We start from the raw sequence: 16,510 nt of genomic DNA on the forward strand, positions 1-16,510 counted from the left end.
AAATGCAGGTAGCTAACACAAGAAGTATGTTATTATTATAGTTAGAAAATTTTGAATTTCTGTCAAGTAAAGGGGATTGATGAATGTGTATGAAAATATTTTAAGACATCCAGGGCCAACACCGATTCCAAAGAAGGTTCAGCTTGCGATGAGTCGGGATATTTTTAGTCATCGCAGCCAAGAATTTGTGGAATTATATCGAGAAACGATTGAAAAAGTAAAGCCTGTCTTTGGCACGACACAGGACATCTTACTGTTACCATCCGGTGGGACAGCTGCACTTGAAGCCGCAGCAGTCAATACTGTCGTAGCTGGTGAAGAAGTTGTGGTCATTACCGTTGGAGCATTTGGTGACTATTTCGTTTCCATTTGTGAGCAATATGGTTTCCATGTACATAAGCTTGAAAAAGAATGGGGACAGGCTTGCACACCAGAGGAACTACGGGCATTTTTACAGCCATTACAAAATATCAAAGCCGTTTTTGTCACGTACAACGAAACATCTACAGGCATTTTAAACCCTGTCGCTGAATTAGCACAGGTGATTCATGACGAAACAGATGCCCTCGTCATCGTGGATGGCGTAAGCTGCATCGGTGGCGCTCCTGCAGAAATGGATGCCTGGGGCATTGATATTTTGGTGACAGGCTCTCAAAAAGCGATGATGCTTCCACCTGGACTTTCTCTTGTCAGTGTGAGCGACAGAGCTTGGCAAGTTATTGAAGAAAATCAAACACCAGCCTATTATTTAAATCTATTAAGCTATCGTAGTTGGGCCGAAAAAGGTATGACACCAAATACCCCTACTATTACGCTCATTGATGGACTGCATGAAGTCTGCCAGCTAATTGAGCAGGAAGGTGGCTTTACACAAACGGTTGCCCGTCATGAACTCATGAAAAACATGGTGCGTAGCGCAATGAAAGCATTACACATCGAGCTCTTAACAGAGGATCGATACGCCTCACCTACCATTACAGCTATTAAAACACCAAAAGGGATTGAACTTGGTGAATTTTTAACACACCTTAAGCAGCATTATCATTTAGATTTCGCAGGTGGCCTTGGCCATCTACAAGGTAAAATCTTCAGATTCGGTCATATGGGCTATTGCTTCCCAAGTGACATTTTACAAGCCGTATCCTTACTGGAAGCCGCACTCCAAGATTTCTCTTACGATTTCCAACCAGGGGTAGGCGTCCTTGCTGCACAAGAAGTATATTTAGCGGCTCAACGTAAAACATTACAACGTTAATTTGAAAACAGGTGAAGAATTTTTCTTCACCTGTTTTTGTATGAATGAGGCTTTGTGGTTTTGATTGGGCTATTTTTGGGCGAAGCGCAATCCCCTATTTCTAATTTAAACAAAATCTCTGCTTTTAGCCAAATATGTAGCACGCATGCTGTCAGGGACCATACTGCCACCTGTTGCCCACACGAGATGTGTTGCTTGCGACATATGCTTTGCAAGTTTGTGCTGCGCTATATAATGTTCACCTTTTTGCAGTAAGCGAATGGCGCCAAACATTCCTGCATGTGCAGAGGGTTCTAAAAATAATTCTTCACTGTCCATTGCTAAACCTAATGATGTAAACAATTCTTCATCTGTCACCGTATAGCAACCACTTATATACGTCTCCATCACTTTTCCTACAAATTTGGATGCGCGGCCAACCGCGAGACCATCTGCTTCAGTTTTATTGTCTAACTCAATATCCTCTACACAGATAGCGTCATGTAGCCCGGTCATTAAACCGAGTGTCATGCAAGGCGAGGCCACTGGTTCTGCGAAGAAAATATGCACATGCTCACCGAATATTTCACGTAATCCATATGCAACTCCACCCGGTCCTCCCCCTACACCACATGGTAAATAGACGAACAATGGATGTGTGCCATCGACGGAAACATTCGTCTTATCTAATTGGCCTTTTAAACGCATTGCTGCGACCGTATAACCTGCAAAAAGATCCTTTGAATTTTCATCATCAATGAAATGACACATCGGATCTAGTTCTGCTTCTTGACGCCCCTGTTCAACAGCAACACTGTAATCAGCTTCATATTCAACCACTGTGGCACCTTTTTCTCGCAGTAAAGCTTTTTTCCATTCCTTGGCGTCACTCGACATATGTACGACGACATTAAAGCCGAGCTTCTTGCCAATAATGCCGATACTTAAACCTAAATTCCCTGTAGAGCCAACTGCAATTGTGTATTGCTGGAAGAAGGACTGAAATTCCGCTGATGCTAAGCGCGCATAATCATCTACTTTTTTGAGCTTTCCGCTTGCCAATGCCAACCTTTCTGCATGCTTTAATACCTCATAAATTCCTCCACGTGCCTTGATAGAGCCTGAGATAGGTAGAGCATGATCAGATTTTAAAAGCAGCTGACCTGGGATGAACAGTCCATACTCATTTTCAAGCGCTCTTTTCATAGCAGGGATCTCCAAGATAGTTGATTCGATTAGGCCATTACTTGCCACAAGTTCAGGAAATGCCACTTTTAAATAGGATGAAAATCGTTGTAACGTTTCCTCTGCCTCTGCTACTTCTTCCATAGTAAAGAGCGAAGTTTTCGCCTTTTTCATCCAATTTGTATTTTCCCATAATACAGTTTCTTTATTTGCTATTGCTTTTAACTGTGGAAATTGCTCAAATAGTTCGTGTTTACGTTCATTTTTCATCTGTAGATCCCTCCATTTTTTGTGCTGAAATCGCTCGTTCACAAATTTGTCGAAATTTCATTTCAAACGAAATATTGTTTTCTTGTGTCCTTTTTTTAGGACCCCTGGTACGTCCACCTGCCCGTCTAATTTTTTGACCAACATGGCGCATTTCGAGCAAACGTTCGATATTTTCATTAGACATTTCTCGTCCATTTTGGTCCATTGGATACCCCCCTCTTGCTAAAACCATTGCCGCTAACCCATAATCCTGTGTAATGACAATATCATGTTTTGAAAGCGCGTTCACTAGCGTAAAATCAACCGAATCTGGACCTTTCGGCACAATAATTGTTATTACATTATCACGTTCAACACGGTGGGATGTATCGCAAAACAAGATAGTTTCAATCTCAAATTCAGATGATACAGATAGCGCCAAATCCACTACTGGACAGGCATCAGCGTCTATAAGAACCTTCACAATAAAGCATCATTCCTTTCTCATAATTAGATGAATCATTCTACTATAAATTATTTTAGCATAACATTTATTTGACCCCACTTGCTCAATTTTTCACAAACTTGAAAAGTATTTTATTGAATAGTTTGAAAAATAGATATACGATACACCTATCAACTAAATGGGGGTTTTTACTATGACAATTACAACTGTTAGCAATGAACAATTAGCTAAAGAATACGTAGATGGCGTATTCGAGCAACTGAAACAACAGAACTGTCATCAAGCGGAGTTTCTACAAGCAGCTGAGGAAATTTTCATTTCATTAGTACCTGTATTCGCCCAACATCCTGAATATATTAAGGCCAATATTTTATCTCGAATTGTTGAGCCAGATCGTATTATTTCCTTCCGTGTTGCTTGGCAAGACGATAACAATCAAGTGCAAGTAAATCGTGGCTACCGTGTGCAATATAGCAATGTCATGGGGCCTTATAAAGGCGGTCTGCGCTTCCACCCTTCCGTAAATGAATCCATCATTAAATTCCTAGGCTTCGAACAAATCTTTAAAAATGCTTTAACAGGGCAACCAATCGGTGGTGGTAAAGGTGGATCTAACTTTGATCCGAAGGGTAAGTCTGATTCGGAAATTATGCGTTTCTGCCAAGCATTCATGACTGAATTATACCGTCATATTGGGCCAGATGTCGATGTTCCTGCTGGTGATATTGGTGTAGGTGCTCGTGAAGTGGGTTATTTATGGGGCCAATATAAACGTTTAACAAAAGCAAGTGAATCAGGTGTATTAACTGGGAAAATCCCTGGTTATGGCGGTTCTTTAGCGCGTAAAGAGGCAACCGGTTACGGTACAGTTTATTTCGTCAATGAAATGTTAAAAGATGCAAACGATTCATTCGAAGGAAAAACAGTGGTCGTTTCTGGTTCAGGAAATGTTTCTACGTATGCCATCGAAAAAGCACAGCAATATGGCGCAAAAGTAGTTGCATGCTCTGATTCTTCGGGCTATGTTTATGATCCAGAAGGCTTAGATTTAGATGTGATTAAAGAAATTAAAGAAGTAAAAGGTGACCGCATTTCAACTTACGTAAGTTACCGACCAAATGCTAGTTTTACAGATGGCTGTACAGGTATTTGGACGATTCCTTGTGACATCGCTCTACCATGTGCTACTCAAAATGAAATTAATGGTGAGTCAGCTCGTACATTAATTTCAAATGGTGTCAAAGCCATTGGCGAAGGTGCAAACATGCCATCTGATCTTGAAGCAATCAACGAATTCCTAAATGCAGGTGTATTGTTCGGACCAGCAAAAGCAGCGAACGCTGGAGGAGTTGCTGTATCAGCCCTTGAAATGGCACAAGATTCAAGCCGCGTATTTTGGTCATTTGAAGAAGTAGATGCGAAACTTCATCAAATTATGAAAGATATTTATTTAGATAGTAAAGCAGCTGCTGAAAAATACGGCTTCCCTGGCAACCTAGTGATGGGTGCAAACATCGCAGGCTTTATTAAAGTAGCAGATGGAATGCTTGCTGAAGGCATCTACTAATAACTTGATCTAGCAATCCGTCATGAATCCACTATCAGATTTCGGAACATTCCAAAAAAACAAGATGATTACGATTATTCGTTCTCATCTTGTTTTTTTGTTGCAAATTTGCAATAAATGATAGAAATAAGTGTTTAAAACGAACATTTTTTATATTAAATATTTAAAACATTCGTGTTATAATTTTAGAGTACTATGAATATTGGAGGGTTTTTTGTGGAATTATTATATACAGGGAAAACAAAAAATGTGTTCAAATTAGAAGATGGTCATTATTTATTAAAATTTAAAGATGATGTAACTGGAGAAAATGGCGTGTTCGACCCGGGTGCCAATACTATTGGTTTAACAATTGATGGTGCTGGCTTAGCAGGTTTACGCTTAACTTCTTATTTCTATTCTAAATTAAACGAACAAGGTGTTCCTACTCACTATGTAGATGCAAACTTCGATGATGCCACAATGACTGTAAAACCTGCGACGGTTTTCGGGAACGGTTTGGAAGTAATTTGCCGCTTCAAGGCAGTTGGATCATTCTTACGTCGCTATGGTGCTTATGTGAAGGAAGGTCAAGATCTTGATGCCTTTGTGGAAGTTACTATCAAGGATGACGATCGCCAAGATCCTCCGATCTCAGAAGATGCATTAGCTATGTTAGACCTGTTAACACACGAAGAATATGCCATTTTAAAACAACGTACAATTGAAATTTCTAAATTTGTAGGAACTGAACTTGCTAAAAAGGGCTTAACGCTTTACGACATTAAATTGGAATTCGGCCGTGATGCCCAAACGAATGAAATTTTATTAATCGATGAAATTTCTGGTGGAAATATGCGTGCTTACAAAGGTGAGCAATATATCGAACCATTAGAGCTTGAAAAAATCATGTTAGCTAACTTTTAAGAGTCGCCGTGTGCGGCTCTTTTTTTCGTTAAAATAGCTTATTTTTACTTTCTACGAAACTTTTCATTGTATCACTCGTATACTAACTATGCGTAACATGCAATTATTCTTTTATTTTGGAGGTAGTTTGATGGAAAATTTTAATGACTCACCGAAAGAAGAAAGGCCAAATGTGAATCCGTTTGTATCTGTTTGGTTACATCCAAAGCAAACCGCCCGCTTTATGATTAACGAAAAATCAATCGGCTTTGCGATTTTGGTTTTGTCCATTGGTTATATCGGTTCAATCATGTCAGGGCTGATAGATTCGGAATTCTTATCTAATTTATCTCCTTGGCTATTGGCTTTACTATGTGTAATTCTTGCCCCAATCGCTGGTATCATTGGGACAGCTATTTCCGCACTTATCTCATGGCTATTCGGTAAACTATTTAAAGGGACTGGTACGTATTCAGACTTATTTAAAGGGTTAAGTCTTACAGCTATACCATTTATAGTGCTTATTCCACTTTACATTATTTGGTTAATAACTTCCCCAGAGTCTTTACTGGATCCAAACTTTATGGGCTCACTGCCATGGATTTTTTGGCCAACGATGTTAGTAACTATGGTTGTTAGTATTTGGTCTTTCGTGATTTCAGTGGGTGTGGTAGCAGAAGCACACCAAATCTCTAATTGGATGGCCTTCTTCACCCTCTTTATTCCTGGAATTATTTTATTCATTGTGTTTTTTGTACTGTTCTTTATTATCCTCATTGGAGTTATTGGCGTTGGCATGATGTAAAAAATCTCCCCTCTCATTTAAGAGAGTGGGAGATTTTTTTATAGTTTAAATTGGGCAATTAATGTCTTCAATTGTAAAGCTAATGTCGATAATTGAGCAGATTTCCCTGCCATATCCTCCATTGAGCTACTTGTCTGTTCAGATGTCGCCGTCGTTTGCTCAACACCCGCTGCAGATTCCTCTGCAACCGCAGCAATTTCTTGAATAGCGCTATTCATTTTTTGACCATCTTCGGTTACTTTTGATAAATTATTGGAAATCAATTGAACACTTTCTACAACATCATTAATAGAATCACTAATCGTAGTAAACGTTTCACTCGTAGCTTTTATTTGATTAGTACCTTCTTTTACCTCCTGATAGCCATCCTCTAATGAGCTCGTGACAACATCAAAATCTTGCTGGATATTTGTTACGATCGTTGTAATATCATTAACTGAAAATGCTACTTGTTCTGCAAGCTTGCGTACTTCATCTGCAACCACCGCAAATCCTTTTCCATGTTCACCAGCTCTCGCCGCTTCAATTGCAGCATTTAAAGCTAACAAATTCGTTTGATCGGCAATGTCTTTAATCACCACGACCAATTTTGAAATTTCCTGTGCTTGCGCATCTAAATTTTTTACTTTCTCTACTGCATTTTGTACAATGCTATCAATCTTTTTCATTTGAGAATTCGAAGATGTCATGAGCTGACTTCCTTCATTGGTTAACCCTAACACTTCAACAGAAGATTGATGGATATGCTCACCATGCTGATTTGTTTCGCGTAAGTCCGCTGTAAAACGTTCCATTAAAGAGGTTAATTCGTTGGAATGATTCGCTTGCCCTTCTGCACCAGATGCTAATTCATGCATCGTAATAGCGACTTGCTCAGCTCCCATATTAACTTCATTAGCTGATTGTGAAAGCTCCTTACTAGAAGTATTGATTAAATCAGATGCTTGAGCAATATTGTGTATCATGTCCTTCAATTTAAATTGCATTTGATTCATGGCGCTTGCTAGTTTGCCTATTTCATCTTTTGAACGAATAGTCATGCTTTCTTGCGTTAAATCGCCCTCTGCGAATCGTTCCATCGCTTGGACCACTCGGTTAATAGGTTTAGCCATACTACTTGCGTATTGCCAAATAACAAATATCCCAACAATTATGGCTATACCAATCACAATTAGCGTTGATTTTAGAATACTTTCTGCTGGTTTATTAAACTCCACTAAATAGGTGCTGGCACCAATGACCCAACCCCAATATGGATCAGTTTCTGCATAAACCCCTTTTTTCTCCAGTTGATCGGAATTTGGTAGTGGCCACGAATAGGAAGCAAACCCACCACCTTCATTTCCTTTGGCAATGATTTCTTGTATATACTTAACTCCATTATCATCCTGTTCATCCCAGACATTAGTCCCCTCAATGTTTGGATGCGCAACGGAGTTCCCCTTTTGGTCAACAACAAATATATAACCATTATCACCTAGTTTAATATTTTTATTAATAGGGCGCTTTCCTTCACTATCCTTCTTCCCTAAAATAGCAACCTTTACTTTTTCTTGTGCTTCTTCTAAAGATAAATCGCCTGACTCTACCTCTTGATTAAACTGTTCAATCATGGCAATGGTCATTTCGACACTATTTCTTAAATTTTCTTTCCCAACTGTTTCTAAATTTGCTTTACTTTGTTGATAGCTTAAATTACCTAAAATGATTAGGGGGATCATTAAAAGTAATAATGAGAAAACAATCAGCTTGGCTTTAATAGACCTAAATTGAACTAATGATTTCATATTTCCTATCTCCTCTTTGTTTAATGGACTTAAGACCCATTTTTCTCTAAAAAAATAACAACATTATGTATTTGTGCTTTCCAAATTAATCTCACAAGGTATTACCTTGTACTTATCAATTTTATTACATCAAAAACCAAACAACAACATTTTTCGAGAAAATTCGATAAAAAAATGTAGAAAAGCATACCATTGCTTTTCTACATCTGCCGTATTTCAATATCTATTATTTGTTAAACTGTTAGAGCTGTATTTTGTTGGAATAGTTCCGATACCCCCGATTCGACTGCTGCGCCACTTACTGCCCGTGAGACAATGGCAACGACACGCTCATCCAGAGATTTTGGAACAATATATTCCTCTGTTAGCTCCTCATCACTAACAAGTGAAGCGATTGCCTCCACTGCTGCTAGTTTCATTGTTTCATTAATATCCGTTGCACGTACATCTAATGTGCCACGGAAAATGCCAGGGAAGGCAAGGACATTATTAATTTGATTCGGATAATCTGAACGACCCGTACCCATGACGCGTACCCCCCATGCCTTGGCATTTTCATACGTAATTTCGGGATTAGGGTTGGCTAATGCGAAGACCACTGGATTTTCATTCATAGATGCTATATGTGCCTCTGTTAATAGATTCGCAACCGAAACTCCGATAAAGACATCCGCATCAACAAGCGCGTCATTCAAAGTACCATGTAGTTTCTCAGGGTTTGTTAAATGAGCAACCGCCTCTTTAATCGGATTCATGCCTTCCATACGCCCCTCATAAATAATACCTTTTGTATCGCACATAAAAATATTTTTATAGCCCATTTGTACAAGGATACGTAAAATAGCAATACCTGCTGCACCTGCACCGTTAATGACTACCTTCATCGTAGCGATATCCTTTTGCACAATACGATTGGCATTAATCATAGCTGCTCCTACTACAATTGCTGTCCCATGCTGATCATCATGGAACACTGGAATATCACATTCCTGACGCAAACGATCTTCAATTTCAAAACATCTTGGCGCTGAGATATCCTCTAAGTTCACAGCCCCAAATGTCGGAGCAAGCGCCTTCACAATGCTGACGATTTCATCCGTATTTTTCGTATCTAAACATATTGGAAAAGCATCAACATTGGCAAAACGCTTTAACAAAATCGCTTTCCCCTCCATGACTGGTAATGCTGCTTTAGGACCTATATCCCCTAAGCCTAAAACTGCTGTACCATCTGACACAACTGCCACCATATTACCTTTCATTGTATAGTCATAGACTAGCGATGGATTTCGTTCAATTTCCACACATGGCGCAGCCACACCAGGTGAATAAGCCAGACTTAGATCATAAGAATCCTGTACAGGTACCTTTGATATCACCTCTAATTTACCGCTATAGTGTGCATGCATTTCTAAAGCTTTTTTCATTACGTCCATTCCATCCCATCCTTTTCCCTTTGTTTTTCATTATATTTCAGAATCATAATACTTTGTGAAAATATAGTCAATAAATATTCTGTCAATTTATTTTTTCTTTCAAAAACACCGTATTTTATGACTTCAAATACATTTTTCTGTCAAATTACGTTTTTCACAATCAATTATTTTAAAATATCTAATACAATGATGTGATCATTAAAAAATGTACAACTATAGCCATTCAAGCTGTTCAACTTTTCACATAGTATTTTTCTTGTGTAAATGAGAAATTTTTCACAAACTTATGTAAGCGCATCCATTGAGTTAATTGGGTTTGTCACAATTTATTCACATTTTTTCACAAAGTTTTTTATTATTGCAGTCCATAAAAAAAGAGCCCTACAGAAAGGACTCTTGTGTAAAGTGACGGATAAAAGCATTGATGATATGTTTAGAGGACCATTGCTCGCCAGACACTTTAATAATTGGATATTCTCGTGGGAAGATGCTAGACGTCATCTCCTCTACGGAATAACCTTGTTGAAATAAGTGACGTACTTTCTCTTCCATTTCTTCAATATACGCAATTTTCTCTAGTATTCTGTTTCGTCCATCTACCAAATAACCTGCATGACAGCAATAGACTTCGTTAAAATCATAGTTTAGTAATTTCTTTAAGGATGCTAAGGTATGTACTATATTTTCTTCATCGAGTACCACCTTTGTTTTAGTTTGAACATATAAATCTCCTGTAAACATTGCGCCCGTTTGACGATTATAGAAAGCAAGATGATCTGTCGTATGGCCAGGTGTTTCAATAACGTCCCATACGGCTGTTTTCGTTTGCAATGTAGCCCCTATCGGTTGTGCCAGAAAAGCTGGTCGCTCCCCCCATAATGCTTGGCGATACATAGGATAGTCACCCTCATGAGCACAAATTTGAAGGGAATCACGGTGCAGATAAATCGGAACATCCTTTTGTTGTTGAAGCCAAGCGGCATTACCCGCATGATCCTCATGCGAATGAGTTAGTGCAATTTGCTCAACTGGTAAGTCTTTGAAAAATGATTGAAACTCTTGTGCCAGCGAATTTGAGCCTGTATCGATTAATAATCCATCAACAAAAAAGCTATAAACACTCATCCCAAACCCTTGAAGCGCTACCTTCCCCAGTGCACATTGGACATCGCGATGGTGTTGAACTTCTATCCTCGTATCACGTTTAAACATCCACTTTCCCCCTTTTAAAAGAGTGTAGCATAAAATGAATGACGAGTCATTTTGATTTCTATCCTTCCATTCGGCGATTCTAACCGTCTGTTTAGGCATGCTATCCGTCACTTACAACGTTCTATCCGTCAACAAAAAAACGCCCACCAAAGTGAGCGTTTTTAATCAAATTCTATTCATTTGTCCCTTTTTCAACATCGTATTGTGTAATCCAATCACTAAAGCTACCTACATATAATTGGATGTTTTCATAGCCTTCATCTGCTAATACCGCATATAGAGGAGATGCCGTTACACCACTGCCACAGTAGACAACAACATGTTCATCTGGTGCTACTTTCTGGCGCAATGTGTCGTTGGCCTGTAATTGTCCATCTGTCTTCAATTGCTCCCAATCAAAGTTTTTGGCTGTTGGAATATGGCCAGCTACTATATCTAACGGCTCAACCTCTCCACGATAACGCTCAGCTGCACGAGCGTCGAGTAAAGTCGCTTTAACTTCTCCGTCCACAATCGCCTTTACCGCCTCGCGCGGGGCATAAAGCTCATCCTTCCAATCAAAATCAATGATTGTTGGTGGGTATTTAACGACATCTTTTGTAAATGGCATTTTCGCTTCCAATGCAGGTGCGCCCCCATTAACAATGACAACATTTGGGAAACCAGCGTATGTCAGCATCCACCAAGCACGTGGAGCGAATGGTGCTGCCCCTTGGTCATAGACCACGATTTGATCTTCATAACGTAAGCCTAATTCTTGAAATACAGATGTCAATTTTTCTTTGTTCGGCATTGGGTGACGACCGTTTTTACTGTCCATATCAGATAGCTGTTGCTCTAAATCAATATGGATTGCTCCTGTTGCATGGCCTTCTTCAAATGCTTTTTTTCCAGCCTCTTTGTTCTGTAAATCAAAGCGTGCATCGATAAAACGGACGCCATCTAACTGAATTTCATCCACTGATTTGAATACTTTTCCCATATAAATCACCTCATGCGTATTGTAATTGTGCGTAAATCGCTTTCCAAGAAGCTAAACGGCTCTCTTCTTGAAGTGCCAATCTTTCTGTTTCAATTTGCTCAAGCGCTTGATGATAAATATATAAACGTAATTTTTCTGCTTCCTCTGCAATAAATGTAATAGCCCATGTCATGAGAGAAACTTTCTGTGCATCTAAATAATCCTGTGCATCCGGTTTTGTTAACGTTTCTAAAGCCTCACTCAATTTCATTTTTTCATTCTTCTCAAAGAAAGCTTTTTGATTGCGGAAGTGAGATTTAACGCTAGCATATTTCGAAATATTAGCAAACGGACCTTCAAAATCAAGTAAATTTGGCTCAGAAGATTCAAATGCTAAGAACGAGAAGCTACGGTTAAGCTCTTTTAGCTCACGAACTTCATCTTTAAAGCGGTGCTGCATCTTCTTGCTAATAAATTGTGATAAACGGAAGTTTGTAACACGCATTTCCTGCGTAAAGTCAAAACGTAAGCTTTGCATAACTTCTTTCAATGCATGCTCCAATGCCTGCTGTGCTGGCATGGCCGCAAAAGTGGAAGGATTGTAACCTTCCTTAAAGAATTCAGGGTAACGATAATAGACTCGCTGTAGAACATAATACAGGAGCTCATCAAGCTCTTGCTTCGTCTCGCTTTCAAGCATACTTGTATTGAGCACGCTAAATTTCGATTGAATATGCTTTTCAAGTGTTGTTAATTCCTCTAAACGTTCATCTTTACGTTTTAAGTTTTCTTCCGTTTGCGTGATTAAATCCGCTAAGCGTTGCTCTGTTTTATCAACTTCTTCCGCAAGAGCCTGCACGGCTAATGCACTCAATTCATCGTTTAAGAATGTATGGAAGTCGTTTTCAAACGGTGGCATACCTGATGTTAAATCCGCACCTTCTACTTTTTCTTTTAACGCTAATAGACTCGACACGCCATACAGTCGTGGGAAACGAATTCCAAAACGCTGTAATTCTGAACGAACATAGCCTTTTACATCTTCCTGCTCTTCATCTGTTGTCGCTAAATCAATGGCATTCACTATAAAGAACATTTTATCAAGCTCAAATGCATCCTTCACACGACCAAGCTGAATTAAAAACTCACGGTCAGCTTTGGCAAATGCATGATTATAATACGTAATAAATAGGATGGCATCCGCATTACGAATATATTCAAATGCTACACCTGTATGACGAGCATTAATTGAATCTGCTCCTGGTGTGTCCACCAATGTAACGCCCATGCGTGTTAATGGACTATCATAATAGAAGTCGATATTGTCCACAAAGCAGGATTTATTTTCTTGCGCAACAAATTTTTCAAATTCAACACGGTCTACACGAATGATCGTACCAAGCTCTGATTTAAACGTTTGGTAACCTTCCTTATAGGCGCGAATAAATGACTTGTGCACATTTAAACGCTCATCCGTCAACTGTACTGCAAGCCCTTCATCAGCACGATTATAAGCTTCCTCCAATGAAGTTACGGATAAGCCAATCGCTGCATACGATCCTTGAATATCCTCTAACATTTGCTCAGCTGTTTTAAGCAGTACATCGGCCGTTTCATGAGGATGCTCTGGTGTAACAGGACGAATTTTATTGATAGCGGCTGTTGTTGGGTTTGGCGATACAGGTAACACCTGCGCGCCCATTAAAGCATTCGAGAAGGATGATTTCCCTGCACTAAATGCCCCAAACAAAGCGATGGTAAAATCTTTTTTCTGTAAGCGTTCCACTTTATTTTCAAGATATTGAGCAACTTCAGCAAAGCCTTGTACTTCTTTTACAGCATTCGCGGTATGCATTGCACGATTAATAACACCATCGATTGGTAGACTCGTTGCACTAACAGTTTGATGCGCTTCTTCTTGCTGAATGACTTGTTCTTTCGGTTGTAACATGGAGTCATCAAACAATCGAATCTCTGCTAAATCCTGTTTAAATGAATTTTCCCAATTCGTTAGCTGTTCATTCGCGATTTTACGTATTTCGTTGCTCGCTTGATGCATAATGCTCGCACTATATTGTTGGTAGCCCTCTATTTCAAGTACAGCTTTAATAGCATCTACTTTTTCCTGCATGCCTGCCATTTTTAACTTAGAAGGAGCCGCAGTTTCTGTTGCCACTGCCTCAAGTGTTGTCGCTTGTGCATTTTTCCAGCTATCTGTTTCCTGAATAAAGTAGCGCTTTGTTGCCTCTGCCACACGGTTGGCGAAGTTCAACACCGCATCACCTGTTAACAATGCCCCTGTTTGAACCTGCTGTTCGATCAATGAAAAAGGTAGGTCAAATGGATAGGTATCAATTGCTGAAGCACGTTCCTCATTTAAGGCACCCACGTCCTTCAGTGCCTTTTTCATGAGGCCTTTTAAATGTCCTGTAATTTGTGCATGAACAACATTTTGATAGGCACTATAAGCATCCTCTTTACGACGGTTACGCTCTTCTTCTGTTTTTTTCTTCGCAGTAAAGAGACCTCCTACCTTAAAGCCCTCCTGCATACTTTCTAAATAAAGACGTAAGCGATCACGTAAATCCGCTGGCATAATAGCAGCATTGGCAAGCAATTCTTTACGCTGCTCCTCAAATGTTTCATTCCACGCCTCAACTGAGAACAATTCAACTTGACGATTTAATTTGTTGTATTGCTCTAAAATATCTTGATGGTTTGCCCAGTCGTCCGCACTTAAAATCTCTTCATCAATCGCTAGACGATCCTCTTTTTCTTCCATTAAATAATTGTCATGCTCGCTTTGCAATAAACGCAATGTATTCGTTGCCGTTTGCACAAGCTGATCCTGCCAATCGTTCATACTATCCATCACAATTTTCTTTACGGCTTCAAAATCGTTATATGGGTGATCAGGCTCTCTCAATGATGTGAAAAATACACCTTTCGGAACGACACCCCATGCCGCAAAGGAATTATGAACGGTTGCTTTAAACTCTTCAAAGCTCAATTCATTTTCTTTATGCTTATCAATCATATTAACGATCAAATATACATTTGGATTATATTTCATTAATTGCTTTGTAAATTGGAAGTTCAACTCTGATTGCACATGGTTGTAATCCATTGTATAGAATACAATATCAGCAATATGAAGTGCAGATTCCGTTGACATGCGGTGTGCATCATCTGTTGAGTCAACTCCAGGTGTATCCATCACTGTAACGCCTAAAGGTAATGTCGATGTACTATGACCAATTTCAATTTGAGAGACTAAATCCCCATTCTTACTTAGCTCTTTTACAGTTTTAAAATCATAGCCTGCCTCAAATTTAACAGGCTTTTCATTGTGCATATAGACAATCGCAAAGTCTTCCTCAGATTTATGCACTTTTACGATATTCGCACTTGTTGGAATCGGGCTAGATGCCAGTAAATTTTCGCCAGAAAGCGCATTAATCATACTTGACTTCCCGGCAGAGAAATGGCCAGCAAAGCCAATCACATACTCTTTTTGCTGAATTTTGCGAGCAAAAAGTGATGTTTTATCCATGCGTTCCGTATCACCATTATGCTGATATATTATGTATTGCAAAGCGGCTTGCTTTAATAGCCCCTCCAATTGTTGATCAAAATCTTTCATGAAACCAGTAACCCCTTTTTTGTTAATTATTCATAATTAGTATTCTACCTTATTCAACTAGCAAAGTATAACACTAATTTACGGTAAAAAGCGTGTATGCCAACGCTTTCATTCGACTATTATTTATTAAAAAAGCATGTTTGTCCGAAATAATCCTCCTTATATGATAGATGCTCAACTAGATGGAATTTTATTTCCTTCATATTTTATAGTAAAGGAATTCGGGGCAAAGGTTAATTTTACAAGAATGGAGTGTGATAGCATATGGTCAACCCTAAACATCGTCAAATGATTAAAAAAAGCTGTCATTGTAGCTATGAGGATCGATTTATTTGGCCCCGTATAAAAGCTTCTAACGCTTCTTCAATCGTTCCTCCTACTGATGTAGTCCCAGAAGGTACGATACGTCCAACCATCAATAGATATTTTTATATTTTAACAAGCGATCTTGATCTAACAAATGGAGCAACCCTACCCGCAACCCTCTTTTGGAATGATCATACCGACCCCGTTACTGAATTTATGGTCTTTTCGCCAAATGGCTACGTCAATCTCTACATTAATGCAGTTATGCAAGAGGGCGGTATTTATACACTAACGGCCACTGCCTTAACAATCGCCCCTTACAATGGCACTCTATTTAGAGGAACGCCTATCATAATTGAATCACTAGGCTTTACCTTGAAATAAAGACTATGAAAGGCTGTGAATTAGTAGAACCTCCTATTATCAATAGTTATGTTAATGGAACAGGTACTTCTACACAGGATTCAGAAAATAGACTAAGAACCAGCACTTCTAACAAAATGGAAAGCTGTTCGGGAAAGTACACACCGTAGATTGTATTTTCTCTTTAAAAGTAAGTAATAATGATAGACGAAAAGAAAAGCTCCGAATCATTGTCTATTAGGCTTGGATTGAGGGCTTTTTTTACCGTTGTTTTTTTGTCAACATTTAAATTTTCTTATGAGTATGGAAGGGATTACGTTTATGGTTTGGCTCGACTATTCTTCCAGGTATGCTTTGTGTGGCATTATCAGCAAACTCACTTACAAAGGTGCGTGCGCTGTCCTACTCGGA

At 39.1% G+C, this 16,510-nt stretch carries 12 protein-coding genes; 5 read left to right on the top strand and 7 right to left on the bottom strand.

Annotation, left to right across the window (positions count from 1 at the left end):
* Positions 1-85 precede the first annotated feature (85 nt).
* On the top strand, positions 86-1,255 hold the full coding sequence (locus AO843_RS09940; RefSeq protein WP_082389438.1) for a pyridoxal-phosphate-dependent aminotransferase family protein: 1,170 nt from the start codon (positions 86-88) through the stop codon (positions 1,253-1,255).
* A 105-nt stretch (positions 1,256-1,360) separates the two neighbouring features.
* Here the strand turns inward: AO843_RS09940 and AO843_RS09945 are convergent, their stop codons facing one another.
* Positions 1,361-2,689 carry a D-serine ammonia-lyase gene (locus tag AO843_RS09945; protein WP_054610968.1) on the bottom strand — a complete coding sequence of 443 codons (1,329 nt, stop codon included), beginning with the start codon at positions 2,687-2,689 and terminating at the stop codon, positions 1,361-1,363.
* Positions 2,679-3,152 carry a YaiI/YqxD family protein gene (locus AO843_RS09950; RefSeq protein WP_054610969.1) on the bottom strand — a complete coding sequence of 158 codons (474 nt, stop codon included), beginning with the start codon at positions 3,150-3,152 and terminating at the stop codon, positions 2,679-2,681. The genes AO843_RS09945 and AO843_RS09950 overlap by 11 nt, the downstream gene beginning before the upstream one ends.
* Positions 3,153-3,327: 175 nt before the next feature.
* On the opposite strand from AO843_RS09950, the gene gdhA reads away from it, so the two are divergent.
* The 3 genes from gdhA to AO843_RS09965 all read left to right on the top strand — a co-directional run bounded on the left by gdhA (position 3,328) and on the right by AO843_RS09965 (position 6,391).
* The gene (gene gdhA / locus AO843_RS09955) at positions 3,328-4,701 is read left to right on the top strand and encodes an NADP-specific glutamate dehydrogenase (RefSeq protein WP_054610970.1); all 1,374 of its coding nucleotides are present in this window, start codon (positions 3,328-3,330) and stop codon (positions 4,699-4,701) included.
* Between the two features lie 216 nt (positions 4,702-4,917).
* A complete protein-coding gene (locus AO843_RS09960; RefSeq protein WP_054610971.1) occupies positions 4,918-5,607 on the top strand; it encodes a phosphoribosylaminoimidazolesuccinocarboxamide synthase in 690 nt (229 codons plus the stop codon).
* A 130-nt stretch (positions 5,608-5,737) separates the two neighbouring features.
* Positions 5,738-6,391: a Yip1 family protein gene (locus AO843_RS09965; RefSeq protein WP_054610972.1), complete on the top strand. Its 654-nt coding sequence runs from the start codon at positions 5,738-5,740 to the stop codon at positions 6,389-6,391.
* Positions 6,392-6,429: 38 nt separating this feature from the next.
* Here AO843_RS09965 and AO843_RS09970 read toward each other — a convergent pair whose 3' ends face one another.
* The 5 genes from AO843_RS09970 to AO843_RS09990 all read right to left on the bottom strand — a co-directional run bounded on the left by AO843_RS09970 (position 6,430) and on the right by AO843_RS09990 (position 15,430).
* Positions 6,430-8,178 carry a methyl-accepting chemotaxis protein gene (locus AO843_RS09970; protein WP_054610973.1) on the bottom strand — a complete coding sequence of 583 codons (1,749 nt, stop codon included), beginning with the start codon at positions 8,176-8,178 and terminating at the stop codon, positions 6,430-6,432.
* Between the two features lie 233 nt (positions 8,179-8,411).
* A complete protein-coding gene (locus AO843_RS09975) occupies positions 8,412-9,614 on the bottom strand; it encodes an NAD(P)-dependent malic enzyme (RefSeq protein WP_054610974.1) in 1,203 nt (400 codons plus the stop codon).
* A gap of 381 nt (positions 9,615-9,995) precedes the next feature.
* Positions 9,996-10,826, bottom strand: a complete 831-nt coding sequence (locus tag AO843_RS09980; protein WP_054610975.1) for an MBL fold metallo-hydrolase — start codon at positions 10,824-10,826, stop codon at positions 9,996-9,998.
* 172 nt (positions 10,827-10,998) lie between these two features.
* Positions 10,999-11,808: a sulfurtransferase gene (locus AO843_RS09985; protein WP_054610976.1), complete on the bottom strand. Its 810-nt coding sequence runs from the start codon at positions 11,806-11,808 to the stop codon at positions 10,999-11,001.
* 10 nt (positions 11,809-11,818) lie between these two features.
* Positions 11,819-15,430 carry a dynamin family protein gene (locus tag AO843_RS09990; RefSeq protein ID WP_054610977.1) on the bottom strand — a complete coding sequence of 1,204 codons (3,612 nt, stop codon included), beginning with the start codon at positions 15,428-15,430 and terminating at the stop codon, positions 11,819-11,821.
* Positions 15,431-15,694: 264 nt separating this feature from the next.
* Between AO843_RS09990 and AO843_RS09995 the strand changes: the two genes are divergently transcribed.
* The gene (locus tag AO843_RS09995) at positions 15,695-16,120 is read left to right on the top strand and encodes a DUF4183 domain-containing protein (RefSeq protein WP_054610978.1); all 426 of its coding nucleotides are present in this window, start codon (positions 15,695-15,697) and stop codon (positions 16,118-16,120) included.
* Positions 16,121-16,510: the final 390 nt, after the last annotated feature.

Source organism: Lysinibacillus sp. ZYM-1, from assembly GCF_001308875.1.
Lineage (GTDB): Bacteria > Bacillota > Bacilli > Bacillales_A > Planococcaceae > Lysinibacillus.

Excerpts from the sequence above, each read along its gene's own strand:
- AO843_RS09945 (WP_054610968.1), bottom strand. The coding sequence starts at position 2,689 with ATGAAAAATGAACGTAAACACGAACTATTTGAGCAATTTCCACAGTTA.
- gdhA (WP_054610970.1), top strand. The coding sequence starts at position 3,328 with ATGACAATTACAACTGTTAGCAATGAACAATTAGCTAAAGAATACGTA.
- AO843_RS09965 (WP_054610972.1), top strand. The coding sequence starts at position 5,738 with ATGGAAAATTTTAATGACTCACCGAAAGAAGAAAGGCCAAATGTGAAT.
- AO843_RS09970 (WP_054610973.1), bottom strand. The coding sequence starts at position 8,178 with ATGAAATCATTAGTTCAATTTAGGTCTATTAAAGCCAAGCTGATTGTT.
- AO843_RS09975 (WP_054610974.1), bottom strand. The coding sequence starts at position 9,614 with ATGGACGTAATGAAAAAAGCTTTAGAAATGCATGCACACTATAGCGGT.
- AO843_RS09980 (WP_054610975.1), bottom strand. The coding sequence starts at position 10,826 with ATGTTTAAACGTGATACGAGGATAGAAGTTCAACACCATCGCGATGTC.
- AO843_RS09985 (WP_054610976.1), bottom strand. The coding sequence starts at position 11,808 with ATGGGAAAAGTATTCAAATCAGTGGATGAAATTCAGTTAGATGGCGTC.
- AO843_RS09990 (WP_054610977.1), bottom strand. The coding sequence starts at position 15,430 with ATGAAAGATTTTGATCAACAATTGGAGGGGCTATTAAAGCAAGCCGCT.
- AO843_RS09995 (WP_054610978.1), top strand. The coding sequence starts at position 15,695 with ATGGTCAACCCTAAACATCGTCAAATGATTAAAAAAAGCTGTCATTGT.